Source organism: Hyphomicrobiales bacterium (assembly GCA_039973685.1).
GTDB lineage: Bacteria > Pseudomonadota > Alphaproteobacteria > Rhizobiales > JACESI01 > JACESI01.
The window spans coordinates 75,600-95,040 of sequence record JBDWKL010000028.1 but is presented as its reverse complement, the minus strand read 5'-3'; the positions used below and the strand labels follow the sequence as shown (position 1 = coordinate 95,040).

The following is a 19,441-nucleotide window of genomic DNA, read 5'->3' as shown; positions in this document are numbered from 1 at the left end:
ACAACAATTAGTGTGTTGTATCGCTAATGTTGCCGTACGAAAAAAACGAAAATCGCTTGATCCGTTTAATCAAATATCAAGCGATTTTTGATATTGTGCCGTCAACAATTGATAGATTCGTTGAATGGTACTGAGTTTGATTTCATCAAACAGCAAATTTTGGCTGACTAAAAGACTTCCAAACATAAAGCCTTGGCTTGGTGTGACGGGGCTTGCTGGTGCTATCACGGTATCCATTAGCTTGTTTGGCAACGTTGATGATGCACATGCTGATATAAATGCCTGTCGGGCTTTGAAAACAGAACTAGCCTCCTTGCGCTCTCGTTCAGTAACAGCTGCAAGTGGTGGAAGCTCATCACAATCCAATCGCTTTGCCAATCTAGCCAAACGTCAGCAACGAGCTTTACGTTCTGCAGAGCGGGACGCTGTATCTCTTCGATGTGTAACGCGCTCAGGGAAACGGACAGGCAATGGGGCCGCCTCTTGCCCTGCCTTGATTTCAAAAATCAAAAAGATGCGGCGAAATCTGAATAAATTAGTCAAAAAACGCGATAGCGCTTCTGGCGGCTCATCACGTGGACTAAGTCGCGGCGATATTCGGGCAAAGAAACGCTTCTTAAAAAAGAAAATTTCACGTTTACGCTGCAACCAAATTGAACGCCAAGCAAGACGCGACATCAGCGAACAAAAACGTTCCGAACGCCGCAAAAAAAAGGGCAATAGTTTGCTTGCCCGTCTTTTTGGTCGTCAAAGCCGTTATGCAGAACCTGAAATTCAAGAACAAGAACAAGAACAGTCACAAGCGCGCGTGGTTGGCACTGTTTTCAGAACCCTTTGTGTTCGCATATCTGATGGTTATTACTTCCCACTGAGCTTCGCGACGGTCCGATCAAATTTCGATACTGATGAGGCTAAATGTAAGGCGAGCAATCCGAATGAAGAGTTACGTCTTTTCGTTCATAGAAATCCGAGTCAGGAACCAGAAGAGATGGTTGATTTGGCTGGATTAGCTTACACAAAATTGCCAAACGCGTTTTTGTACCGCACGAAATTCGTTGCCCCTCGCCGCTTTGCCAATGGAAATGGTTTGACGGTAGTGGCAGGTGTCACCCCCGGTCAATTGACCCAAGCTAATGACCCGCGTTTTGGCACGTTTCCAAACCTTTTTGGCAATACAGGTAAAATCATTGAAAAACCTGCGGCAAAGCCAACCTTCTTTTCTGATCCAGATACGGCCTTTTCCATTGCCGGCAATTTCACCCTTAAGCCTGTCAATAAAATTGAGAAGCCTAAGAATGATAAAATTGCTTCAGCGTCGAAAAAACTTCAAACGACAGACGGTGAGACTATTCGGGTAATCGGGCCAAAATTTCTTGACGCCCAACAATCGGTAAAACTGCTGCTAGCTCCGGACCAAATTCAAGTCCAGTAATCGCACGGCGAAGCGGCATGAACAATTGCTTGCCCTTGCGGCCAGTCGCCTCTTTCAGCGCCGATGTCCAAACACCCCAAGTACTGCCGTCAAACGGATCATCAGGCAAAAGCTCTTTGGCTTTTACCAAGAATTCCATGTCTTCGTCGGAAAACTCAACTTTTTGAGGCGTGTTTATGGCATCCCACCATTTAGAGACTTCGTTAAACACATCAAGGTTGCCTGAGATAGCATCCCAAAACGCTTCACCACCGCCGACACTTAGCGCGTCGAGACGTGGCTTAGCTTCTGCATAAGTGATCTTGTGAACCAATTGCGCGTTTAGCTTTTTAACGTCGTCTGGATCAAACTTCGCCGCACTCTTTGTAACGACCTTAGGCTCGAATAGTTCGACAAGCTCATCAAGCGTTGCCTTTGGCTCAACTGGCAATGACGTACCAATAAGAGTTGCCAAAGACGCCACAGAACCAGCCTCATAGCCTTCCTCGCGCAAGCTTTCTAGCGAGAGAGAGCCAAGACGCTTAGACAAGCCACCGCCTGATTTATCTTGCAGCAAATTGTGGTGGCCAAAGGCTGGCAGCTCGTCGGCACCAAGGGCTGCGAACACCATGAGCTGAACCGCTGTATTGGTCACATGGTCATCACCGCGCATAATGGTGGTGACACCCATATCAAGGTCATCCACACAAGATGGCAGCGTATAAAGATAAGTGCCATCGCCACGGATCAACACGGGATCAGACAGGGAAGACAAATCGGCTGTTTGTGGGCCACGAATCACATCATCCCAGCGGCTATCCACGCGCTTCGTATCAAACGGATCGCTGTCATAGTTCTTCAGCAAAAAGCGCCAATGCGGCTGCTTGCCTTCTTCAGCAAAACGCGCGTGATCTTCGTCAGTCAATTTCAAGGCTGAGCGATCATAAACAGGCGGCAATCCTCGTGAGAGGCGACGCTTGCGTTGGCGGTCTAACTCATCCGGTGTCTCATAGCAGCGATAGAGAAGCCCCTGCTCGCGCAATTTGTCTGCGGCTTCATCATAAAGCGCAAAGCGTGCGGACTGCTTCTCAATGCGATCGGGCACAATACCGAGCCAATCAAGATCAGCAGAAATTGCGTCTGCATACTCCTGTTTAGAGCGTTCGGCATCTGTGTCATCAAAGCGCAAGATGAACGAGCCATCGCGTTTTTTGGCATAGAGATAATTCAGAAGCGCCGTGCGGGCGTTTCCGATGTGAATTTTTCCCGTTGGGGATGGTGCAAAGCGTACTGTTGTCATGTTTGTCGAGTTACCGCGATATTGAGCAAATGTCCACGACGAATTAGTGCCTTTGCCACGAAGAACATAATGAGAGAGGCTACAAGGCAGTAAATCGCCATTACCTTAAGCTGAAATTCGAGATGAATGCCATAATCAATCAAGATACCTGTCGCCCCTGGACCGAGTGCTGAGGCGAATACGCCAAGAGCCACTACAATGGAGCGCACACTGCCTAAATACTTTGTGCCATAGATTTCTGGCCATAGGGTTCCAAGCATGGTGGATGACGCGCCATAACTAATGCCAAACATCGCCATAAAAACGAAAATGATGGCTTGGTTGTCGATGGAAGCGAGCAAGAAACTGGCGACAGCCATGGGCAACAAAACAACCGGCAATATGCACACCGCACTAAATCTATCAATGATAACGCCAAACAAAAGGGAACACACAACTGTAGAAATCGACATAACGAAAAATGATGAGGCGAAAATATTCGGCAACCAGCCTTTCACCTCAAGCAAATGGATTTGATGGAAATAAATTGTGGTACCAATAAAAGGAGCCGCAAGCACGACAATCATGACGAGCCAGAAATAAACATCTTGCATCACTTCGCCCCTCGTCCAGCTGTGGGCTGGGAGGTTTGTGTCTTCTTCTGTATTCAGCGCGCCTTGCGGTGCCCGCTCCTGCTTCATCACCCCATAGACGAGCGGTAACAGCAGCAATAAAGCGACAGCAGCAAACAGCCAGCTTTGCCGCCAACCAAAAAGCACCATTAAAGTAACAATCGCAATCGGTAAAACCGCTTCTCCCAGCTGTAGCCCAGAGGTAGCAATTGAAACGGCGCGGCCACGGTTTGAGGCATACCATCTGCCCATTGCCGTCATCGCGATATGGGTCATCATGCCTTGTCCGAAAAGGCGAAGGCCGTAGATCGCGATAAACAGCAAAACCAGTGTTTGCGCGTACCACATTAAAGCTGCGCAAAAAGCGAGACCTAGAAAGACAAGCAATACGGTACTGGAGACTGAGCGGAAATCAACAATACGACCTAGGAATGGCAAGGTCGCAGCACTTAAGAGTGTCGCACCCATATAAAGACCGCCAAACTCGCCATGCGACAACCCATAATCAGCCCGAATTTCTCCGCCAGATAGAGCGATGAAATAGGTTTGCCCTACGCTGGAGCAAAAACAAAGCGCGAAGCCACCAATGAGCCAGCGGGCGTTTTGTTGAAGGAAATGGATCAGTTGCATACCCAATTAATGGAACGCAAAAGCATCCATTGCAAGAATAGCGAATTCTGTGGATTTATGCAGCCGTTCGCCCTGCCCGTTCGATGATGCACCAAGGGCTACCATTAAAGGCAAAAAGTGTTCGGCAGTCGGGTGGTTCTCACGCACAAAGGGCGCTTTCGCTTCATAATCCAAAAGCTCATCAACGGCACCTGCAGCAATTTGCACATTCATCCAATCTGCAAATAACCGCGCCCATTCAACTTCTTCATCTTGCCTTTGATGTTTTAAACCGCCTGGTCCAAATAACTCAGCCAGATTGTGGGTCATAGAGCCTGAACCTATGACCAGAATTTCTTCATCCACAAGGGGGCGAAGGGCTTTACCGATGTTGTAGTGGTGCATTGCTGACATGTGTCTTTGCACTGAGAGTTGAACAATCGGTATGTCTGCGTTTTTGTATAACAGTGATAACGGTACCCAAGTGCCATGATCATATCCTCTCTTCTCAATTAAATCGCATTCAATGCCAGCATCTGCAATCAGGCTTGCTGCCTGCTTAGCCAATGCTGGTGCGCCTGGCGCGGGGTAAACAACATCATTCAAACGGCGATCAATTGGCCCAAAATCATAAATCATTTCGGGCGCAGGATCGCTTACGATGGCTGGGCGCTCTGTCTCAAAGTGAGCAGACGCAATAACGATACCCTTAGGCGGGGCAAAACCTTCCGCAGCTTTTTCAAGAAATTGCTTCGCCGCCGTGTCATGAAAAATCAGATCAGGCGAACCATGCGAGATGAATAGAGAAGAAGGCCGAGCCATGAATATTCCTTTGTTCAGCTAAAGAGAATAAATCATAATGGTAATTTGAGAAGATCAGTGATTGCAGACATATTGTTCACCGATAACAGAACAATCGCTGTTCTCAGTCAGTTCCGGGAATTGCGGCAAGCCATCATCTAACTGGTAATAATCCCCCTTATCCGTGCAATATATATGCGCTTGGAGCTTCAACCCTGTTGGTTCATTGACCGAGCCTGCAAGGATCGACATCGTTTCGCTGTCATCTGCAATCCAGAACAGCACCGAACCGCATATCCCGCAAAAGTGTCGTGAGGCAGAATCAGAAGCTCGAAAGACAGTGATGTTCTCCCCACCTTTGATCGTTACATCTGCCTTCTTGGCATTGGTCGCGGCATAATAATGGCCAGACTGTTTGCGGCATTGCTGGCAATGGCAAGCAACCACATCACGCATCGCCCCTTTGACCTCATATGTAACGGCCTCACAGTAACAGCCGCCAGTTCTTATCATTTCAGCCATATCACGATCCTCTTTTCGCTACCCTCTTTTCTGGGAGCCTAGCGAAATAACGCAATTCCACCAGTTTAAAAAATTGATGGATCGTTTCACAAATTTGAATGCTAAAGCCTGCGATGAACCGATCTTGATTTGACGGTGAAGGGTTTGATTTGGATTGTGTAGCCAACTCATGGAAAGGAAACCTCATGTTTCGCAAACTTCTAACTTTTACCTTTGCACTTGCCCTACCCACATTTCCAGCTTTGGCAGACAAAGTTACATTCCCGTCAGGCGACGGTCTTGAGATCACAGCGGATTATGAGAATGCGGCCAGCGCAACAACAATCGTGCTATTCCATCAGGCAGGTTCAAGCAGAGGCGAATATAAGACAATCGCACCGCGCCTTAACAAGCTTGGTTACAACACGCTGAGTGTTGACCTACGTTCTGGGCGTGCTTTTGATGGCGTTAAAAATGAGACGGCAGCACGCGGGGCGCAAGCGGGTAAAGGTAATAGCTTCTTAGATGCGAAACCAGATATGTTGGCTGCGATCTCCTATGCGAAAAAACTTTCAGGCACGAAGAAAGTCGTGATTTGGGGCTCATCTTATTCTGCCGCCTTAAGCCTTGTTATTGCAGGCGAAGGAAAAGCTAAAATCAGCGGTGCCCTCGCCTTTTCTCCTGGTGAATACTTGAGTGGCGTCTCCGTTGAAAGTGCTGCGCGCGGTATTTCCATTCCCACCTACATGAGCTCGGCCCGTTCAGAGGTTCGTCAATGGCAGCCATTTGTAAAAGCAGCAAGCAACATCAAAGCGGTTGGCTTTGAACCACAAGGCGGCGGGCGTCATGGTTCTTCGGCTCTTATAGAAGGCAGCTCACCAAACGCGGGTGAATATTGGCAGAGCGTCGAAGCCTTTTTGAAATCGAATTTTTAAAGGAGAATTTCCGATGAAACTAACACGTAGAAATTTCCTCACCACATCCCTAGGCTTTGCGCTGACAACGCTAACGACAGGCATTGCACTCGCGAAAGGCCGCACTTTCAATTCTGGCGGCAAAGCCATTCGCGGCTATGACACGGTTGCTTACTTCAAAGTTGGCAAGCCCGTGAAAGGCAAAGGTAAGTATTCAACCAAATGGCAAGGCGCTACATGGCAGTTTGCCAATCAAGAGAACTTGGACGCTTTCAAAAAATCACCAAAGAAATATGCGCCGCTTTATGGTGGTTACTGCTCTTGGGCCATGTCGCAAGGACGTGTTGCCACCACAGTGCCGGAAGCATGGGATATTGTTGGCGGTAAGCTCTATTTGAATTTCAGCCTTGGCATTCGCAAGAAATGGCGCACCGATATACGCGGCCACATCAAACAGGCAAACCGCCATTGGCCCAAAGTATCCAAAACCCTTTAAACAAAACGGGCGCCCTAAATTAAAAGAGCGCCCGTTTTTAATTCATTTTGCAAGCAGACCTATACGGCGATCTTCACTGCACTCTCGTCACGGTCTTCTTTGATCAACTCAGCAACGAGGAACGCAAGTTCCAGTGCTTGGTGAGCATTAAGACGTGGGTCGCAATGCGTGTGATAGCGATCTTGCAGATCCGTATCAGAGATTGCGCGAGCGCCACCTGTACACTCTGTCACGTTCTTACCTGTCATCTCCACATGAATGCCGCCCGCATGGGTGCCTTCTGCTTTGTGGATGGCGAAGAAGTCTTTGACTTCAGACAAGATGTCATCAAACGGACGAGTTTTATAACCCGTGCTCGCTTTGACTGTGTTGCCGTGCATTGGATCACAAGACCAAACAACCGTGCGGCCAGACTTTTTAACAGCTTGCACAAGCGCTGGTAGATGGTTCGCCACCTTGCCCGCACCGAAGCGCGCGATAAGCGTGATGCGCCCTGCTTCGTCTTCTGGGTTCAATGTTTCAATCAATTGCACCAACTCATCTGGATCAATTGACGGACCGCATTTCAGACCGATTGGATTTTTGATACCACGGAAATATTCAACATGGGCATGATCTGGTTGGCGTGTACGATCACCAATCCAAAGCATATGGCCTGATGTTGCGTAATAATCGCCTGACGTTGAATCAACCCGCGTGAAAGCTTCCTCATAGTTCAACAACAACGCTTCGTGGCTGGTGAAGAAGTTTGTTGAACGAAGCTGAGGCGCGGTGTCGGCATCAATACCAACAGCCTTCATGAATTGAAGTGCTTCGCTGATTTTATCAGCAACATCTTTGAAACGATCAGACTGCTCGCCTTCAACAAAGTTCAACATCCAGCCGTGAATGTGCTCAAGGTTGGCATAACCACCCTGCGCGAATGCACGAAGAAGGTTCAACGTTGCCGCAGACTGGCGATAAGCCATAACCAAACGCTCAGGGTCTGGCACGCGTGATGCTTCGTTGAAGTCAATGTTGTTGATTATGTCGCCGCGATAGCTTGGCAATTCAACGCCGTCGATGGTTTCTGTCGGAGCAGAGCGAGGCTTTGCGAACTGGCCAGCAATACGGCCAACTTTCACAACAGGCTTGCCTGCGCCATAAGTTAGCACAACCGCCATTTGCAAGAACACGCGGAAGAAATCGCGCACGTTGTCTGGGTGGTGCTCAGCAAAGGCTTCAGCACAATCACCGCCCTGAAGCAAAAACGCCTCACCGCGAGCAACCTTGCCCAGTCTCTCTTTTAGCTGACGTGCTTCACCTGCAAATACAAGAGGTGGATAGCCTGCAAGACGGCCCTCATAGTCTTTCAACCGGGCTTGGTCTGGGTAATCAGGCACTTGAAGGATTGGTTTATCTCTCCAAGATGAAGGCGTCCACTTGCTACTCATTGGTCTAACTCTTTTATCTTTCTAGCTTTTTACAAACTAAACAATAATCACGCAGGCGTTATATACAACTCCGCCCACTATTTCCAGCATACATCGTATGCTTTTAAGTGCGCGTCAATCAATTCAGTCTCATGAACGCTTAATTTGATCGCTCTGGGGTAAATTGGTTGGCTGCGATCATTCAAAATCGGCACGTGCCAGCCATCCGTCGTTTCAAAAAACGCTTCAAGCGCTTCTTCGCCAAACCGATGAATAACGCCCTGCAAAACACAATCAATATATGAAAGACAGATCGGGGATTCCATGCTGCCCCATTCACTGTGTTCTTTCCGTGCTTGATAGACATAGGAAGAGTGCTTTTGGCCAGTTTGTGCTTCAACTTCAACGCTGAGGCGCTGATACCGCACTTCGCGTTGGTCAAGGCTTGCAAGGTTCTCAGTGGGTTCTTCCACCAAGACACCTGCAATGGAGCAAGTGGGGTCTGGCCTAACGCTTAAGGCGCATATGTTGTGCTTAGCGCCCCACGACAGGCTCAATTCCCCCGTCACCCGCCATTCGCGCCGCCAGCCGTGCAGAACGGCATTTTGTGCGGTCAATGCAGGTGGGCGGGTTTGGTCGTTGATGAGTGAGCCGTAGCCAAAATATTGGAATGTCTCACTCATCTTGTTTTCAACGCTTTGAATTGCCGCTATTTGCGGATTTGCTTCGTTGGTGAGCGCATGGTCACCAATTCTTCTGATGCAGTTGGGTGCACGGCCATGGTGTTATCAAAATCAGCCTTGGTTGCGCCCATCTTCACAGCAACGCCTACAAGCTGTGACATCTCACCAGAATCTGGACCAACAATGTGACAGCCCAGCACCTTGTCGCTGGCAGCATCAACGATGAGTTTCATCAACATTTTCTCATCACGGCCAGGAAGAATGTTCTTCATCGGGCGGAAGGATGAGCTGTAAATGTCGATGTCACCATATTCTGCTTCAGCTTCTTCTTGGCTGAGGCCAATAGTGCCGATTTCTGGTTGAGAGAAAACAGCAGTCGCAATGTCTGAATGGTCCACAGTGATGTCTTTGCCGCCATAGACTGTATCAGCAAAAGCATGGCCTTCACGGATCGCAACAGGTGTAAGATTGACGCGGTCTGTTACATCGCCAACCGCGTAAATGCTTTCAACGTTGGTTTGTGAATATGAATCAACCTCAATGGCGCCGCCTTTGTTGAGCTTCACGCCTGCTTTATCAAGGCCAAGGCCTTCAATTGCAGGGACACGGCCAAGCGCTAGCATAGCTTGATCAACAACCATGTTTTTGCCGTCTGTCGTGGATATGTGAAGGCCATCTGCCTGCTTGTCGACGGCCTCGATGCTGTCATTCAAGATGATGTTGACGCCCTTCTTGGTCATTTCATCAAACAAGAATTGGCGCACTTCATTGTCAAAGCCGCGAAGGATTTGGTCGCCGCGATAAATGAGGTGAGTTTCCGCGCCTAGGCCATTGAAGATACTGGCAAACTCAACAGCGATGTAACCGCCACCGGATACAATCACGCGCTTTGGCATTTCATCAAGATGGAACACTTCGTTGGAAGAGATTGTATGCTCGATCCCTTTGATACCAGAAGGCATACGCGGTGTGCCGCCGGTTGCAACGAGAATGCGTTCTGCTGTGACTGTCTTGCCAAGGCCAACAAGATTGACCGTATGAGCATCCACCAATTCTGCGCGGCTATCGAAGATTTCAACGCCAGAACCAGCGAGGTTTTTGATATAGATGCCATTCAAGCGGTCGATTTCAGCATCTTTATTCGCAATCAATTTGCCCCAATCAAAACTGCTTTCAGGTTTTGACCAGCCATAGCCTTCTGCATCTTCGAAATATTCAGGAAAATGCGAGGCGTAGACCATAAGCTTTTTCGGCACGCAACCGCGGATAACGCAGGTACCGCCAACGCGATATTCTTCTGCAACAGCAACCTTTGCGCCATGAGTAGAAGCGATACGTGCCGCTCTTACGCCACCAGAACCTGCTCCGATCACGAAGAGATCGTAGTCATAATCAGCCATTGCATTATTCCTTGTCTTAAAGCCGCCCGTCTCTTTTGTTGGGAGGCCGTGTTAAAATTTTCGCTAAACCTAAGCTTTGCGAACTATATAAGCAAAGTTTAGAGTTGATGCCCCTGCTTTTTGAGTTTTTCTGTTACTGCGCTCACCATTTCGGCCCCCATCTGCTGACCCCATTGGCGTGCAATGTCGAGACCTGCGGCAATCAATTCTGTGTTAGCCTTCGCAAGTTTTGTCCCTGTTGGCGTTGCGTAAAAGGCTGATATATCTCGCAATTCCTGTTCATTAAAGCGTTCTGCCCAGTTTCTCGCGATCAATAAATCAAGCTCCGCTTGACGTTCCGCCAATTCGAGAGCCACTTCTTCGACGGCGCGTTCAATTGGGTCTTTCAATTTAGGCGAACGTTCAATCAACCGCGCTCTTACCCGTCGCGCTAGATTGGGAAGCACTTCGCCAAAGGCGCGCGTGGTTCTGCTTATATAAACCGCCTCAAAGGCAATGTTCAAATGGCGTTGCGCTATTTCTGTTTTTTTGGGCTGTTCCGCATTTTTGTCGGCATCTTGAGCCACTGCACTATTCGTCGCAGCAATAAAAGTCAGCACCAACAATATAGCGAAATATCGAAACACGAACCGCGTCCTTTAATATGATCTAATCAGCGGCGAAGCACTTTAACCCCATCCGGCGATGAGACAACGGCCGCTTGTGCAATATTGAGGAAGAAACCATGCTCAACAAGGCCCGGCACGCTGGTTAGGCGCTCTACCAGACTGGTTGGATTTTCAATCAATCCCATTTTTGCATCAAAGATGAAATTGCCACTGTCCGTTACAACCCGCTTGCCATCACGTTCGCGCAAAACTAGCTCACCGCTCAAGCCTTCAGCTTGAAAGGCTGCTTCTAGCCCGTCTTTGGTGGCTTGAAGGCCAAATGGCACGACTTCGAGCGGGATTGGAAACGCGCCCAATGTGTCGACCACTTTGCTATCATCTGCAATCACCAACATGCTTGAAGAAGCACAAGCGACGATCTTCTCACGCAGATGAGCCCCGCCCCCACCTTTAACAAGGCTTAGCTCTGGCCCAATTTCATCGGCACCATCAATGGTGAGGTCAAGCTTTGGTGTTTCATCAAGTGTTGTAAGCGGAATGTTGTGCTCTTTGGCAAGTTTTGTTGTTGCCTCAGAGGTTGGCACACAGACGATATCAAGCCCATCCGCCACTGCCGCACCAATCAGATAAACCAGCTCATTGGCGGTTGACCCTGTACCAAGGCCAAGCTTCATGCCGGGCTTAATCCATTCCATTGCAGCTTCCGCTGCCATCTTCTTGAGGTTTACACCCATCACTTAACGCACCCTGTTTGATTACTTGTCGAGGCCAGACATCAGCATGTATTTCATCTCGATGAACTCTTCGACACCATGATGCGACCCTTCACGGCCTATGCCAGATTCCTTCACGCCGCCAAATGGTGTTTCGGCTGACGCCAAGATACCAACATTTATCGCGACCATGCCGTATTCCAATTCTTCCGCAACACGCCACACACGGCCAATATCGCGGGAATAGAAATAAGCAGCCAAACCAGCAGACACGTCATTGGCTAGGCCGATCACCTGCTCTTCTGTGTCGAACTTGTAGACGGGCGCAAGTGGGCCAAAAGTTTCTTCCGTGCTCACACGCATTTCGCGGGTCGCGTTGGCAACGATTGTTGGCTCAAAGAATGTGCCGCCTAGATCATGACGATTTCCGCCCGTTAGCAATTCACCGCCTTTTTCAAGCGCGTCTTGCACGTGGCTTTCGACCTTCTTCACCGCATTTTCGTTGATAAGCGGGCCTTGTGTTACGCCTGCCTCAGTACCATCGCCGACTTTCAAGTTTTCAACGGCGACTTTCAACTTTGCCAAATACTCATCATAAACACCCGCTTGGGCGTAGATGCGGTTTGCACAAACGCAGGTTTGGCCTGCATTTCTAAATTTAGAAGCAATCGTGCCTTCAACCGCTGCATCAATATCTGCGTCATCAAACACGATGAACGGCGCGTTGCCACCAAGTTCCATACCAACGCGTTTCACGGTTCCAGCGGCTTGTTGCATCAAGAGCTTGCCGACTGCGGTTGAGCCCGTAAAGCCAACAAAGCGTACGGTTTGATTTTCGCACATTTCCTTGCCGATTGCTGGCGCGTCACCTGTGATAATATTCAACACACCTGACGGCATACCCGCACGCTCTGCAAGCACTGCAAGCGCCAGTGCTGTCAACGGTGTATCTGGTGCCGGTTTGATGACTGCTGTACAGCCAACTGCCAAAGCCGGAGACACTTTGCGGGTAATCATCGCGGCTGGGAAATTCCAAGGGGTGATCGCCGTAACAACGCCGATTGGCTGCTTGGTTACGAGTACACGGCTATCTGGTTTAAATGTAGGGATTGTCTCACCATAAATACGGCGGGCTTCTTCTGCATAAAATTCAACGAAGGAAGCAGCATAACCAATCTCACCCTTTGATTCGGCCAAAGGTTTGCCCTGCTCTGATGTCATGATCATCGCCAAATCATCGACGTTGTCCATAATCAAATCATACCATTTACGCAAAATAAGGCCGCGCTCTTTGGCCAGCATTTTGCTCCACGGTTTAAAAGCAGCATGAGCACTTTCAATGGCAGTGCGGGTTTCAGCGGTGCCAAAATTTGGCACTTTACCAATCACGTCGCCATTTGCAGGATTGGTAACAACGTCAACACCATCGCCGACCCACGCGCCATTTATGTAACATTGGTTCTTCAATAGGCTTGGATCGTTCAACTGCATTTTCTCGCTCCCGAAAATATTGTTCCTTAACCCCACTATCACGGAGATCGCTACCACGCCAAGAAAAATGCGGACTGTTGAACAAAGAAACTTGCGAGGCTCAACGCCATGCTGTAGCCGAGAAGTCTAAGTTCCCCAACCAAAGGACTTCTCATGCCTTCTCCAGCCCTACTAGATAAGTCAATTGTCGTTTTTGATCTCGATGGAACCCTTGTTGATAGTGGCCGAGATTTAATCGCCACATTAAACCGTGTGATTGCAACTGAAGGTCTTCCCGCCATCGCAGATGAGCATGTTGGGCACCTTGTTGGACAAGGCTCGTTGAAAATGTTGGACAAAGCTTATCAACATTATGAACGACCGCTGGAAGGTGATGTTAGAAGCCGACTCCATAAGATGTTCTTGGAAAGTTATGAAGCCAATATCGCTGTCCACACTATTCCGTTTGAAGGGGTTATCGACACGCTGGAAGCGCTGAAAGCAGATGGTTGGATTTTGGCTGTATGCACGAACAAGTATGAAGGTATGTCCAAGAAGCTGCTGAAAATTCTAGAAATGGACCATTATTTCGCAGGCATTTGTGGTTCAGACACCTACCCCGTTAGAAAGCCAGACCCCAAGCACTTATGGGGAACCATCGAAGATTGCGGCGGCGCTTTTAACCGCGCTATTATGGTGGGTGACAGCGCGACTGACGTGAACACAGCCAAAGCCGCCGATATTCCCGTAATTGGCGTGCCGTTTGGTTATACGGATATTCCTATGAAAGACTTGGAACCAACCCGCTTAGTTGAGCATTACCGCGATATGAGAGCTGCAATCGATTCCATCGCGGCTGATTTCACATAAAAAAACGGCCCCATAAGGGACCGTTTTAAAATTCGTCTTGAACCAGCTTACGCTATTAAGCAGATTTACCGATGCAAAAATGACCGTGGCGAACGTCTTTAATGTTCATTGCCAAACGACGGGTCATTGATGTTGTCCAATAGTAACCGTAATCGCGCTCACATTTGTCTTCAAAACCGCAGCGTTTGAACATGTCTTCCCAACCCTTTTCAGAGTGGAAGCAAACACCAACACCAGCCGTATTTGCACGGCTCTTAATTGCTTTTACGACAAGTGGATTGCGGCAAGCGGTGAGCTCATAAACCAAACGAGACGGCGTGTCGCTGCCGATCATGCTGTTATACATGTTTTCGCCAACAGAGATGACGCCACGGTCTGACAAGATATTGCCGAAACGCGTGATCATTTCTTCTTGGTTACGCACAGTGTCTTTGTAATTGTCTGCAACAAGGTGATGAAGCAGCCAGTTTACAGAAATAATGTCGAACTTTTGACCCGCAAGGATTTCGTCCGCTTTCATCACATTGCCTTTGACAAGTGTTTTGCGGTCGTCTTCCACGTTACGATCAAGAAGATAATCAGAGATATCAAGCAGGGTCACTTCTGCGTTTGGCATGTTGCGCAAAACCCAATCAGAGAATGTGCCGTTACCACCGCCAGCGTCTAGTACGCGGACTGTATCCTGACCTGGAAATAGTTCTTTGTAACGCGCGAGCTTTTCTGTGTACTCAAGCGGCGTGTGATATTCGACGTCAAACGCCGCATTTTGATCCTCGTCGAGGAATTCCAAGTTATCAGTGGTTTCAGCGATTGCCATACTCAATTCCCATATAAAATTTACCGTACCCTGACACGGTTGTATCAAACGCTTCTTGACCCTCTGTTTATAAACTCGGTTAATTATGCACTAACGCGCTTGCCGCCCTTACTCGTTCTCACAGTCTTCAGTGAGACAACTGGCTTATTGCTAGCGATGTCGTTTTTAAAGTGATTAATCAGGCGGGCAAGCGGCATAGGCTTCGCAAACAAATAGCCCTGCCCAACGTTGCACCCTGCTTCATACAACATGCGCGCTTCTTCTTCACTTTCCACCCCTTCAGCGACAGTACTGTAATTCATCGCCTTCGCCATCGCGATAATAGTTTCGACGATAACCTTTGAATCTTGCTCATGGCACATGGTGGATGTGAAGGAGCGGTCAATCTTGAAAACATCAAACGAAGCACATCGCAATTGTGAAAGGTTGGAGTATCCGGTGCCGAAATCATCAATAGCAAAACGAACACCATCTTCTTGCAATGGCGCTATTTGCGCTGCACTCGCATCAGGGTCTGAAAGCGCAACAGTTTCTGTAATCTCAAGTTCCAACATGGATGGCGGCAATTGCGCCCCAACTAATGCTGCTCGAACCTCCTCAACAAAGTTGGCATCTTCTAGCTGAACCGCAGATACATTGACGGCGATTGGTACTTTGTATCCGCGTCCATACCAATGAGCAGCGGCAGCAATTGACCGCTTTAACACCCAAAGGCCCAATTCATTGATCAATCTGCTCTCTTCCGCAATTGGAATGAATTCAGACGGCATGATCATGCCACGATCTGGATGTTGCCAACGCACCAAAGCTTCTGCTCCAACAACGCGGCGGCTATTTAAGCAAACCTTTGGTTGAAAAACGAGAGACAGAGCGTTGGTCTTTAACGCTTTGCGCAAATCAGCCTCGAGAACCATTCGAGTTTGTGCTCTTTTATCCATGCATTCAGCGAAAAACCGATAGGAAACGCCAGGCTGTCGCTTGGCGTGATACATGGCAAGGTCCGCAGCGCGTAATATATCGCACAATGTTTCACCATCCTGTGGGCAAATCGCCACCCCACAACTAAGGCCCACTGTTATAGAATGGTCATTTACCCAAATAGGCTCATGCATCGCGCATATCATCGCCTCAACAATCAATTCAATATCGCTGGTGCGCTTTATATCTTGCAATAACAACGTAAACTCATCCCCACCGAAACGACTTAAAATCGCTCCATTGGTGATTTCATCATGATAACCGCAAGCTGACTTTTTGTTCTCTGACCGATTGAGATCACAAACAACTTTATTTAAGCGGTTTGCGACTTCTGCCAGCAAATAGTCGCCAGCATCATGGCCCAACGTGTCGTTGACCCGACTAAAATCGTCGATATCCAAAAAACAAACCGCAAATTTTGTACCAGCGTTTTGCTGTTGGAAATGCGCTGCTTCCATATGCCTGTTGAACAAGGTGCGATTAGAAAGGCCTGTGAGGCTATCTTTATAGGCAAGCGACTTTATTCGATTAATGCTATCACTAAGCTGCCCTGCCATATTCATAAACGTGTGGCTTAAACTTGAAATCTCACGGAACCGACTGTGTTTGATTTTTATATCAAGATCACCCTCAGCAATCCGTTCGCTTGCCAGTTTCAGTTCATCGAGCGGCTGAATGACCCGTTTTATCATGAAAATAACCAGTAAGATGATAATGAGAAACATCGGCAATGTGGTGAGCAATTCGCGCTTTAAGATACTGGGCAGCAATTGCCAGCGGCCTTCCATGTGCCATCCAATATAAATCGCCCCTGCCCGCTTCTCATCAACCAATACTGGTATGACTACATGATAGGCACCCTCAGTTAGTGTCGCTGACGGAATAAACTGTATTGCGTTATCGGCTAAGAGCTTTTCAACCAAGGCCTCACTTGCCGGCTTAAAATGAGCAAGCTTCAAGTCCTCGATTAAGGTCGACGTGACTGCGATGTAATTTACATTTGGCCGCTTAGACACCTCATCGAGCAATTCAGACAAATCATGGATTGTGTAATTTTCTAAGTGCGTGCTGGTTGAACGCGCGAGTAATTGGCTAAACACATTTGCCTGCGACATTCTAAGTGCATGATTTTTTTGCAGCTCAGCTCTGGTATCTATCCACACAGCGAGGAAAGCACAGCCAATCACGATCACACTGACCAGTAAAACAAATTGAAGTTTGAGACTTCGAAAAACGTCTATTAGGCGGAATACGCTGCCGTCATTGTGTTTATCGGCTAATTTAAAAGGCGCTAAGGCACGCAAAAGAGCTTTTTGAACCATTGAATTCGTCCATCAAAAAGCCACCTTGATCAGAGAAACTACACCATAAAGGATGTTTTCCTAACATAAGTTTTATAACATAGAGAAAATTAGCTTGATTCCATAAATAGAGACAATATAAGAACACGCCTTATAGGTTGTTCCTTCTTTGTTCTTTACATATAACATATTGTGGATATAAATGGGTACGATACGGAACAAAAACCGTACAGATTTTTTTATCTGGGGGTGTAGCGCAACAATGCGCGAGTCAGATACTGGTTGTTAACTTTTTTGATGGCGAAAATTCTTTATGAGTGCAGAAAAATTTCAAGACCTATTTTCTAGTGTCCCAGCGGATATTACGGATTTACCGCCAGCAACGCCGGCGGCACCTGAACCTGCGCCTAAATCTACACCTGAGACGGCCGCTGACGTGACACCTGCGGCTGAACCGCAAAGCGCGCCGCAAGCTAAGGCGCCTACGCCAAAAGCAGCAAAACCAAGTCTACCAAAAGCCACCCCTGCAGCCAGCAAACTTAAAGCAAGCGCTGAGGGCGATTATACGGCGGCTGATATTGAGGTTTTGGAAGGTCTGGAACCAGTTCGCCGTCGCCCAGGCATGTATATTGGCGGTACAGACGAAAAAGCGCTGCATCACCTATTTGCTGAAGTCATCGACAATTCAATGGATGAGGCAGTTGCAGGCCATGCAAGCTGGATTGAAGTTGAGCTTCATGATGATGGTTCTCTCTCCATCACTGATAACGGTCGCGGCATTCCAATCGACCCACATCCAAAATTTAAAGATAAGTCTGCGCTCGAAGTCATCATGACCACGCTTCACGCAGGTGGTAAGTTTGATTCCAACGTTTATGAGACATCCGGTGGTTTGCACGGCGTTGGTATTTCCGTTGTAAACGCGCTTTCAGACCGCTTGGTCGTTGAAGTTGCCCGTAACAAAACGCTCTATCGCCAAACCTTCTCGCGCGGTATTGCTCAAGGCGGCATCGAAAATCTAGGCGCAGTGCATAACCGTCGTGGCACCAAGGTGTTGTTCCACCCAGACGCTGAGATATTTGGACCACGCGCTAAGTTCTCTCCTGCCACCCTCATGCGCATGACGCGCTCTAAAGCTTATTTGTTTGGTGGCGTAGAAATTCGCTGGACATGTGCGCCCGAACGCCTTGGCGACAATGACCCAACGCCTCAAAAAGCGACATTCCACTTCCCCGGCGGCTTGGCAGACTTCTTGTCTGAGAAGCTTGGCAGCGAGAAAAAAGTTATAGACGAACCGTTCGCGGGCAAAACACCAAAAGTAAGCGGTCACGGCGCTGTTGAATGGGCCGTCGCATGGTTTGCTGGTGATGGCTATGTCAATTCATATTGCAACACCATCCCAACACCCGAAGGCGGCACCCATGAGACCGGCCTTCGCACAACATTGCTGCGCGGATTGAAAAACTACGCAGAACTAACCGGCAATAAAAAGGGTTCGCTCATCACCAGTGATGACATCATGACCTCAAGTGCCGCCATGCTTTCCGTTTTCGTACGCGAACCTGAATTCGTTGGCCAAACCAAAGACAAACTCGCCACCACAGAAGCAAGCCGTATCGTTGAAAACGCTGTACGCGACCAATTCGACCATTGGCTCACAGGCTCACCTAATCAAGCAAATCGATTGCTTGAATGGGTGGTCGATCGCGCCGAAGAACGGTTGAAACGCCGTCAAGAACGCGAAATCAACCGTAAGTCAGCCGTTCGCAAACTTCGCCTACCGGGGAAACTGGCCGACTGTAGCCAAAACTCTGCGGCAGGCTCTGAAATATTCATCGTGGAGGGCGATTCTGCGGGTGGTTCTGCCAAGCAAGGCCGCAACCGGAAGAACCAAGCGATCCTGCCACTGCGGGGTAAAATCTTGAACGTTGCCAATGCAGGCCGCGATAAACTGGCAAGTAATCAGCAGCTCACAGACCTTATGCAAGCCCTTGGTTGTGGAACAGGCTCCAGATACCGCGAAGATGACCTGCGCTACGAGCGCGTTATCATCATGACAGATGCAGACGTGGATGGAGCGCACATTGCCGCCCTGCTCATCACCTTCTTCTTCCAAGAAACACCCGACCTTGTGCGCAATGGCCACCTGTTCATGGCCGTGCCACCGCTTTATCGCATCAGCCAAGGCGGCAAAACGCTTTATGCCCGCGATGACATGCACAAAGATGAGTTGCTGGAAAAGGAATTCAACGGTCGCGGTAAAATAGATATTGGTCGCTTTAAGGGTCTTGGCGAAATGCTGCCAGCTCAGCTTAAAGAAACCACTATGGACCCAAGCAAACGCACCTTGCTTCGCGTTGAAATTGTTGACCATGCCGATGGCGAAACAGCCGACGCCGTCAATCGCCTCATGGGCAACAAACCAGAAGCACGCTTCAACTTCATTCAGGAAAATGCTGAATTTGTTGATGACCTCGATATTTAAGCGCATCAAGCTAAATTAATGACATCATTGAGCTTTTAGACGTCACCTTTTGCGTATTTCG

At 48.5% G+C, this 19,441-nt stretch carries 17 protein-coding genes; 5 read left to right on the top strand and 12 right to left on the bottom strand.

Annotated elements, in window-relative coordinates:
* Window positions 1-124 precede the first annotated feature (124 nt).
* Window positions 125-1,432, top strand: a complete 1,308-nt coding sequence (locus ABJO30_08435; GenBank protein ID MEP3232838.1) for a DUF2865 domain-containing protein — start codon at window positions 125-127, stop codon at window positions 1,430-1,432.
* Here the strand turns inward: ABJO30_08435 and ABJO30_08430 are convergent.
* From ABJO30_08430 to ABJO30_08415, 4 genes are read right to left on the bottom strand one after another with little or no spacing between them, the layout of a single operon-like run.
* A complete protein-coding gene (locus tag ABJO30_08430; GenBank protein MEP3232837.1) occupies window positions 1,347-2,711 on the bottom strand; it encodes a glutamate--tRNA ligase in 1,365 nt (454 codons plus the stop codon). The two genes, ABJO30_08435 and ABJO30_08430, sit on opposite strands and share 86 nt — an antisense overlap.
* Window positions 2,708-3,952 carry an MFS transporter gene (locus tag ABJO30_08425; GenBank protein ID MEP3232836.1) on the bottom strand — a complete coding sequence of 415 codons (1,245 nt, stop codon included), beginning with the start codon at window positions 3,950-3,952 and terminating at the stop codon, window positions 2,708-2,710. The genes ABJO30_08430 and ABJO30_08425 overlap by 4 nt, the downstream gene beginning before the upstream one ends.
* Before the next feature lie 6 nt (window positions 3,953-3,958).
* Window positions 3,959-4,753 carry a class III extradiol ring-cleavage dioxygenase gene (locus ABJO30_08420; protein MEP3232835.1) on the bottom strand — a complete coding sequence of 265 codons (795 nt, stop codon included), beginning with the start codon at window positions 4,751-4,753 and terminating at the stop codon, window positions 3,959-3,961.
* A 54-nt stretch (window positions 4,754-4,807) separates the two neighbouring features.
* The gene (locus tag ABJO30_08415) at window positions 4,808-5,254 is read right to left on the bottom strand and encodes a GFA family protein (GenBank protein ID MEP3232834.1); all 447 of its coding nucleotides are present in this window, start codon (window positions 5,252-5,254) and stop codon (window positions 4,808-4,810) included.
* Window positions 5,255-5,439: 185 nt separating this feature from the next.
* On the opposite strand from ABJO30_08415, the gene ABJO30_08410 reads away from it, so the two are divergent.
* Together ABJO30_08410 and ABJO30_08405 are read left to right on the top strand one after the other, a co-directional pair.
* On the top strand, window positions 5,440-6,168 hold the full coding sequence (locus ABJO30_08410) for a dienelactone hydrolase family protein (protein MEP3232833.1): 729 nt from the start codon (window positions 5,440-5,442) through the stop codon (window positions 6,166-6,168).
* A 13-nt stretch (window positions 6,169-6,181) separates the two neighbouring features.
* A complete protein-coding gene (locus ABJO30_08405) occupies window positions 6,182-6,643 on the top strand; it encodes a YHS domain-containing (seleno)protein (GenBank protein MEP3232832.1) in 462 nt (153 codons plus the stop codon).
* A gap of 59 nt (window positions 6,644-6,702) precedes the next feature.
* On the opposite strand, the gene ABJO30_08400 is transcribed toward ABJO30_08405, so the two are convergent.
* The 6 genes from ABJO30_08400 to ABJO30_08375 form a co-directional block, all read right to left on the bottom strand.
* A complete protein-coding gene (locus ABJO30_08400; protein ID MEP3232831.1) occupies window positions 6,703-8,076 on the bottom strand; it encodes a 3-deoxy-7-phosphoheptulonate synthase class II in 1,374 nt (457 codons plus the stop codon).
* A 77-nt stretch (window positions 8,077-8,153) separates the two neighbouring features.
* Entirely contained in the window at window positions 8,154-8,738 is a 585-nt protein-coding gene (locus ABJO30_08395; protein MEP3232830.1) for a gamma-glutamylcyclotransferase family protein, read from the bottom strand.
* Between the two features lie 26 nt (window positions 8,739-8,764).
* Entirely contained in the window at window positions 8,765-10,138 is a 1,374-nt protein-coding gene (gene gor, locus ABJO30_08390; GenBank protein MEP3232829.1) for a glutathione-disulfide reductase, read from the bottom strand.
* Between the two features lie 98 nt (window positions 10,139-10,236).
* Window positions 10,237-10,764: a DUF2059 domain-containing protein gene (locus ABJO30_08385; GenBank protein MEP3232828.1), complete on the bottom strand. Its 528-nt coding sequence runs from the start codon at window positions 10,762-10,764 to the stop codon at window positions 10,237-10,239.
* A gap of 26 nt (window positions 10,765-10,790) precedes the next feature.
* Window positions 10,791-11,480 carry a ribose-5-phosphate isomerase RpiA gene (gene rpiA, locus ABJO30_08380; protein ID MEP3232827.1) on the bottom strand — a complete coding sequence of 230 codons (690 nt, stop codon included), beginning with the start codon at window positions 11,478-11,480 and terminating at the stop codon, window positions 10,791-10,793.
* Between the two features lie 21 nt (window positions 11,481-11,501).
* Entirely contained in the window at window positions 11,502-12,950 is a 1,449-nt protein-coding gene (locus ABJO30_08375; GenBank protein ID MEP3232826.1) for an NAD-dependent succinate-semialdehyde dehydrogenase, read from the bottom strand.
* Window positions 12,951-13,103: 153 nt separating this feature from the next.
* Between ABJO30_08375 and ABJO30_08370 the strand changes: the two genes are divergently transcribed.
* A complete protein-coding gene (locus tag ABJO30_08370; protein ID MEP3232825.1) occupies window positions 13,104-13,799 on the top strand; it encodes an HAD-IA family hydrolase in 696 nt (231 codons plus the stop codon).
* Between the two features lie 55 nt (window positions 13,800-13,854).
* Here ABJO30_08370 and ABJO30_08365 read toward each other — a convergent pair whose 3' ends face one another.
* The gene (locus tag ABJO30_08365) at window positions 13,855-14,616 is read right to left on the bottom strand and encodes a class I SAM-dependent methyltransferase (GenBank protein MEP3232824.1); all 762 of its coding nucleotides are present in this window, start codon (window positions 14,614-14,616) and stop codon (window positions 13,855-13,857) included.
* Window positions 14,617-14,699: 83 nt separating this feature from the next.
* Complete coding sequence (locus ABJO30_08360; GenBank protein ID MEP3232823.1) at window positions 14,700-16,916, bottom strand: EAL domain-containing protein; 2,217 nt, start codon at window positions 16,914-16,916, stop codon at window positions 14,700-14,702.
* Window positions 16,917-17,208: 292 nt separating this feature from the next.
* Here ABJO30_08360 and parE point away from each other — a divergent pair, with 292 nt between their 5' ends.
* Window positions 17,209-19,380: a DNA topoisomerase IV subunit B gene (parE, locus tag ABJO30_08355; protein ID MEP3232822.1), complete on the top strand. Its 2,172-nt coding sequence runs from the start codon at window positions 17,209-17,211 to the stop codon at window positions 19,378-19,380.
* Window positions 19,381-19,441: the final 61 nt, after the last annotated feature.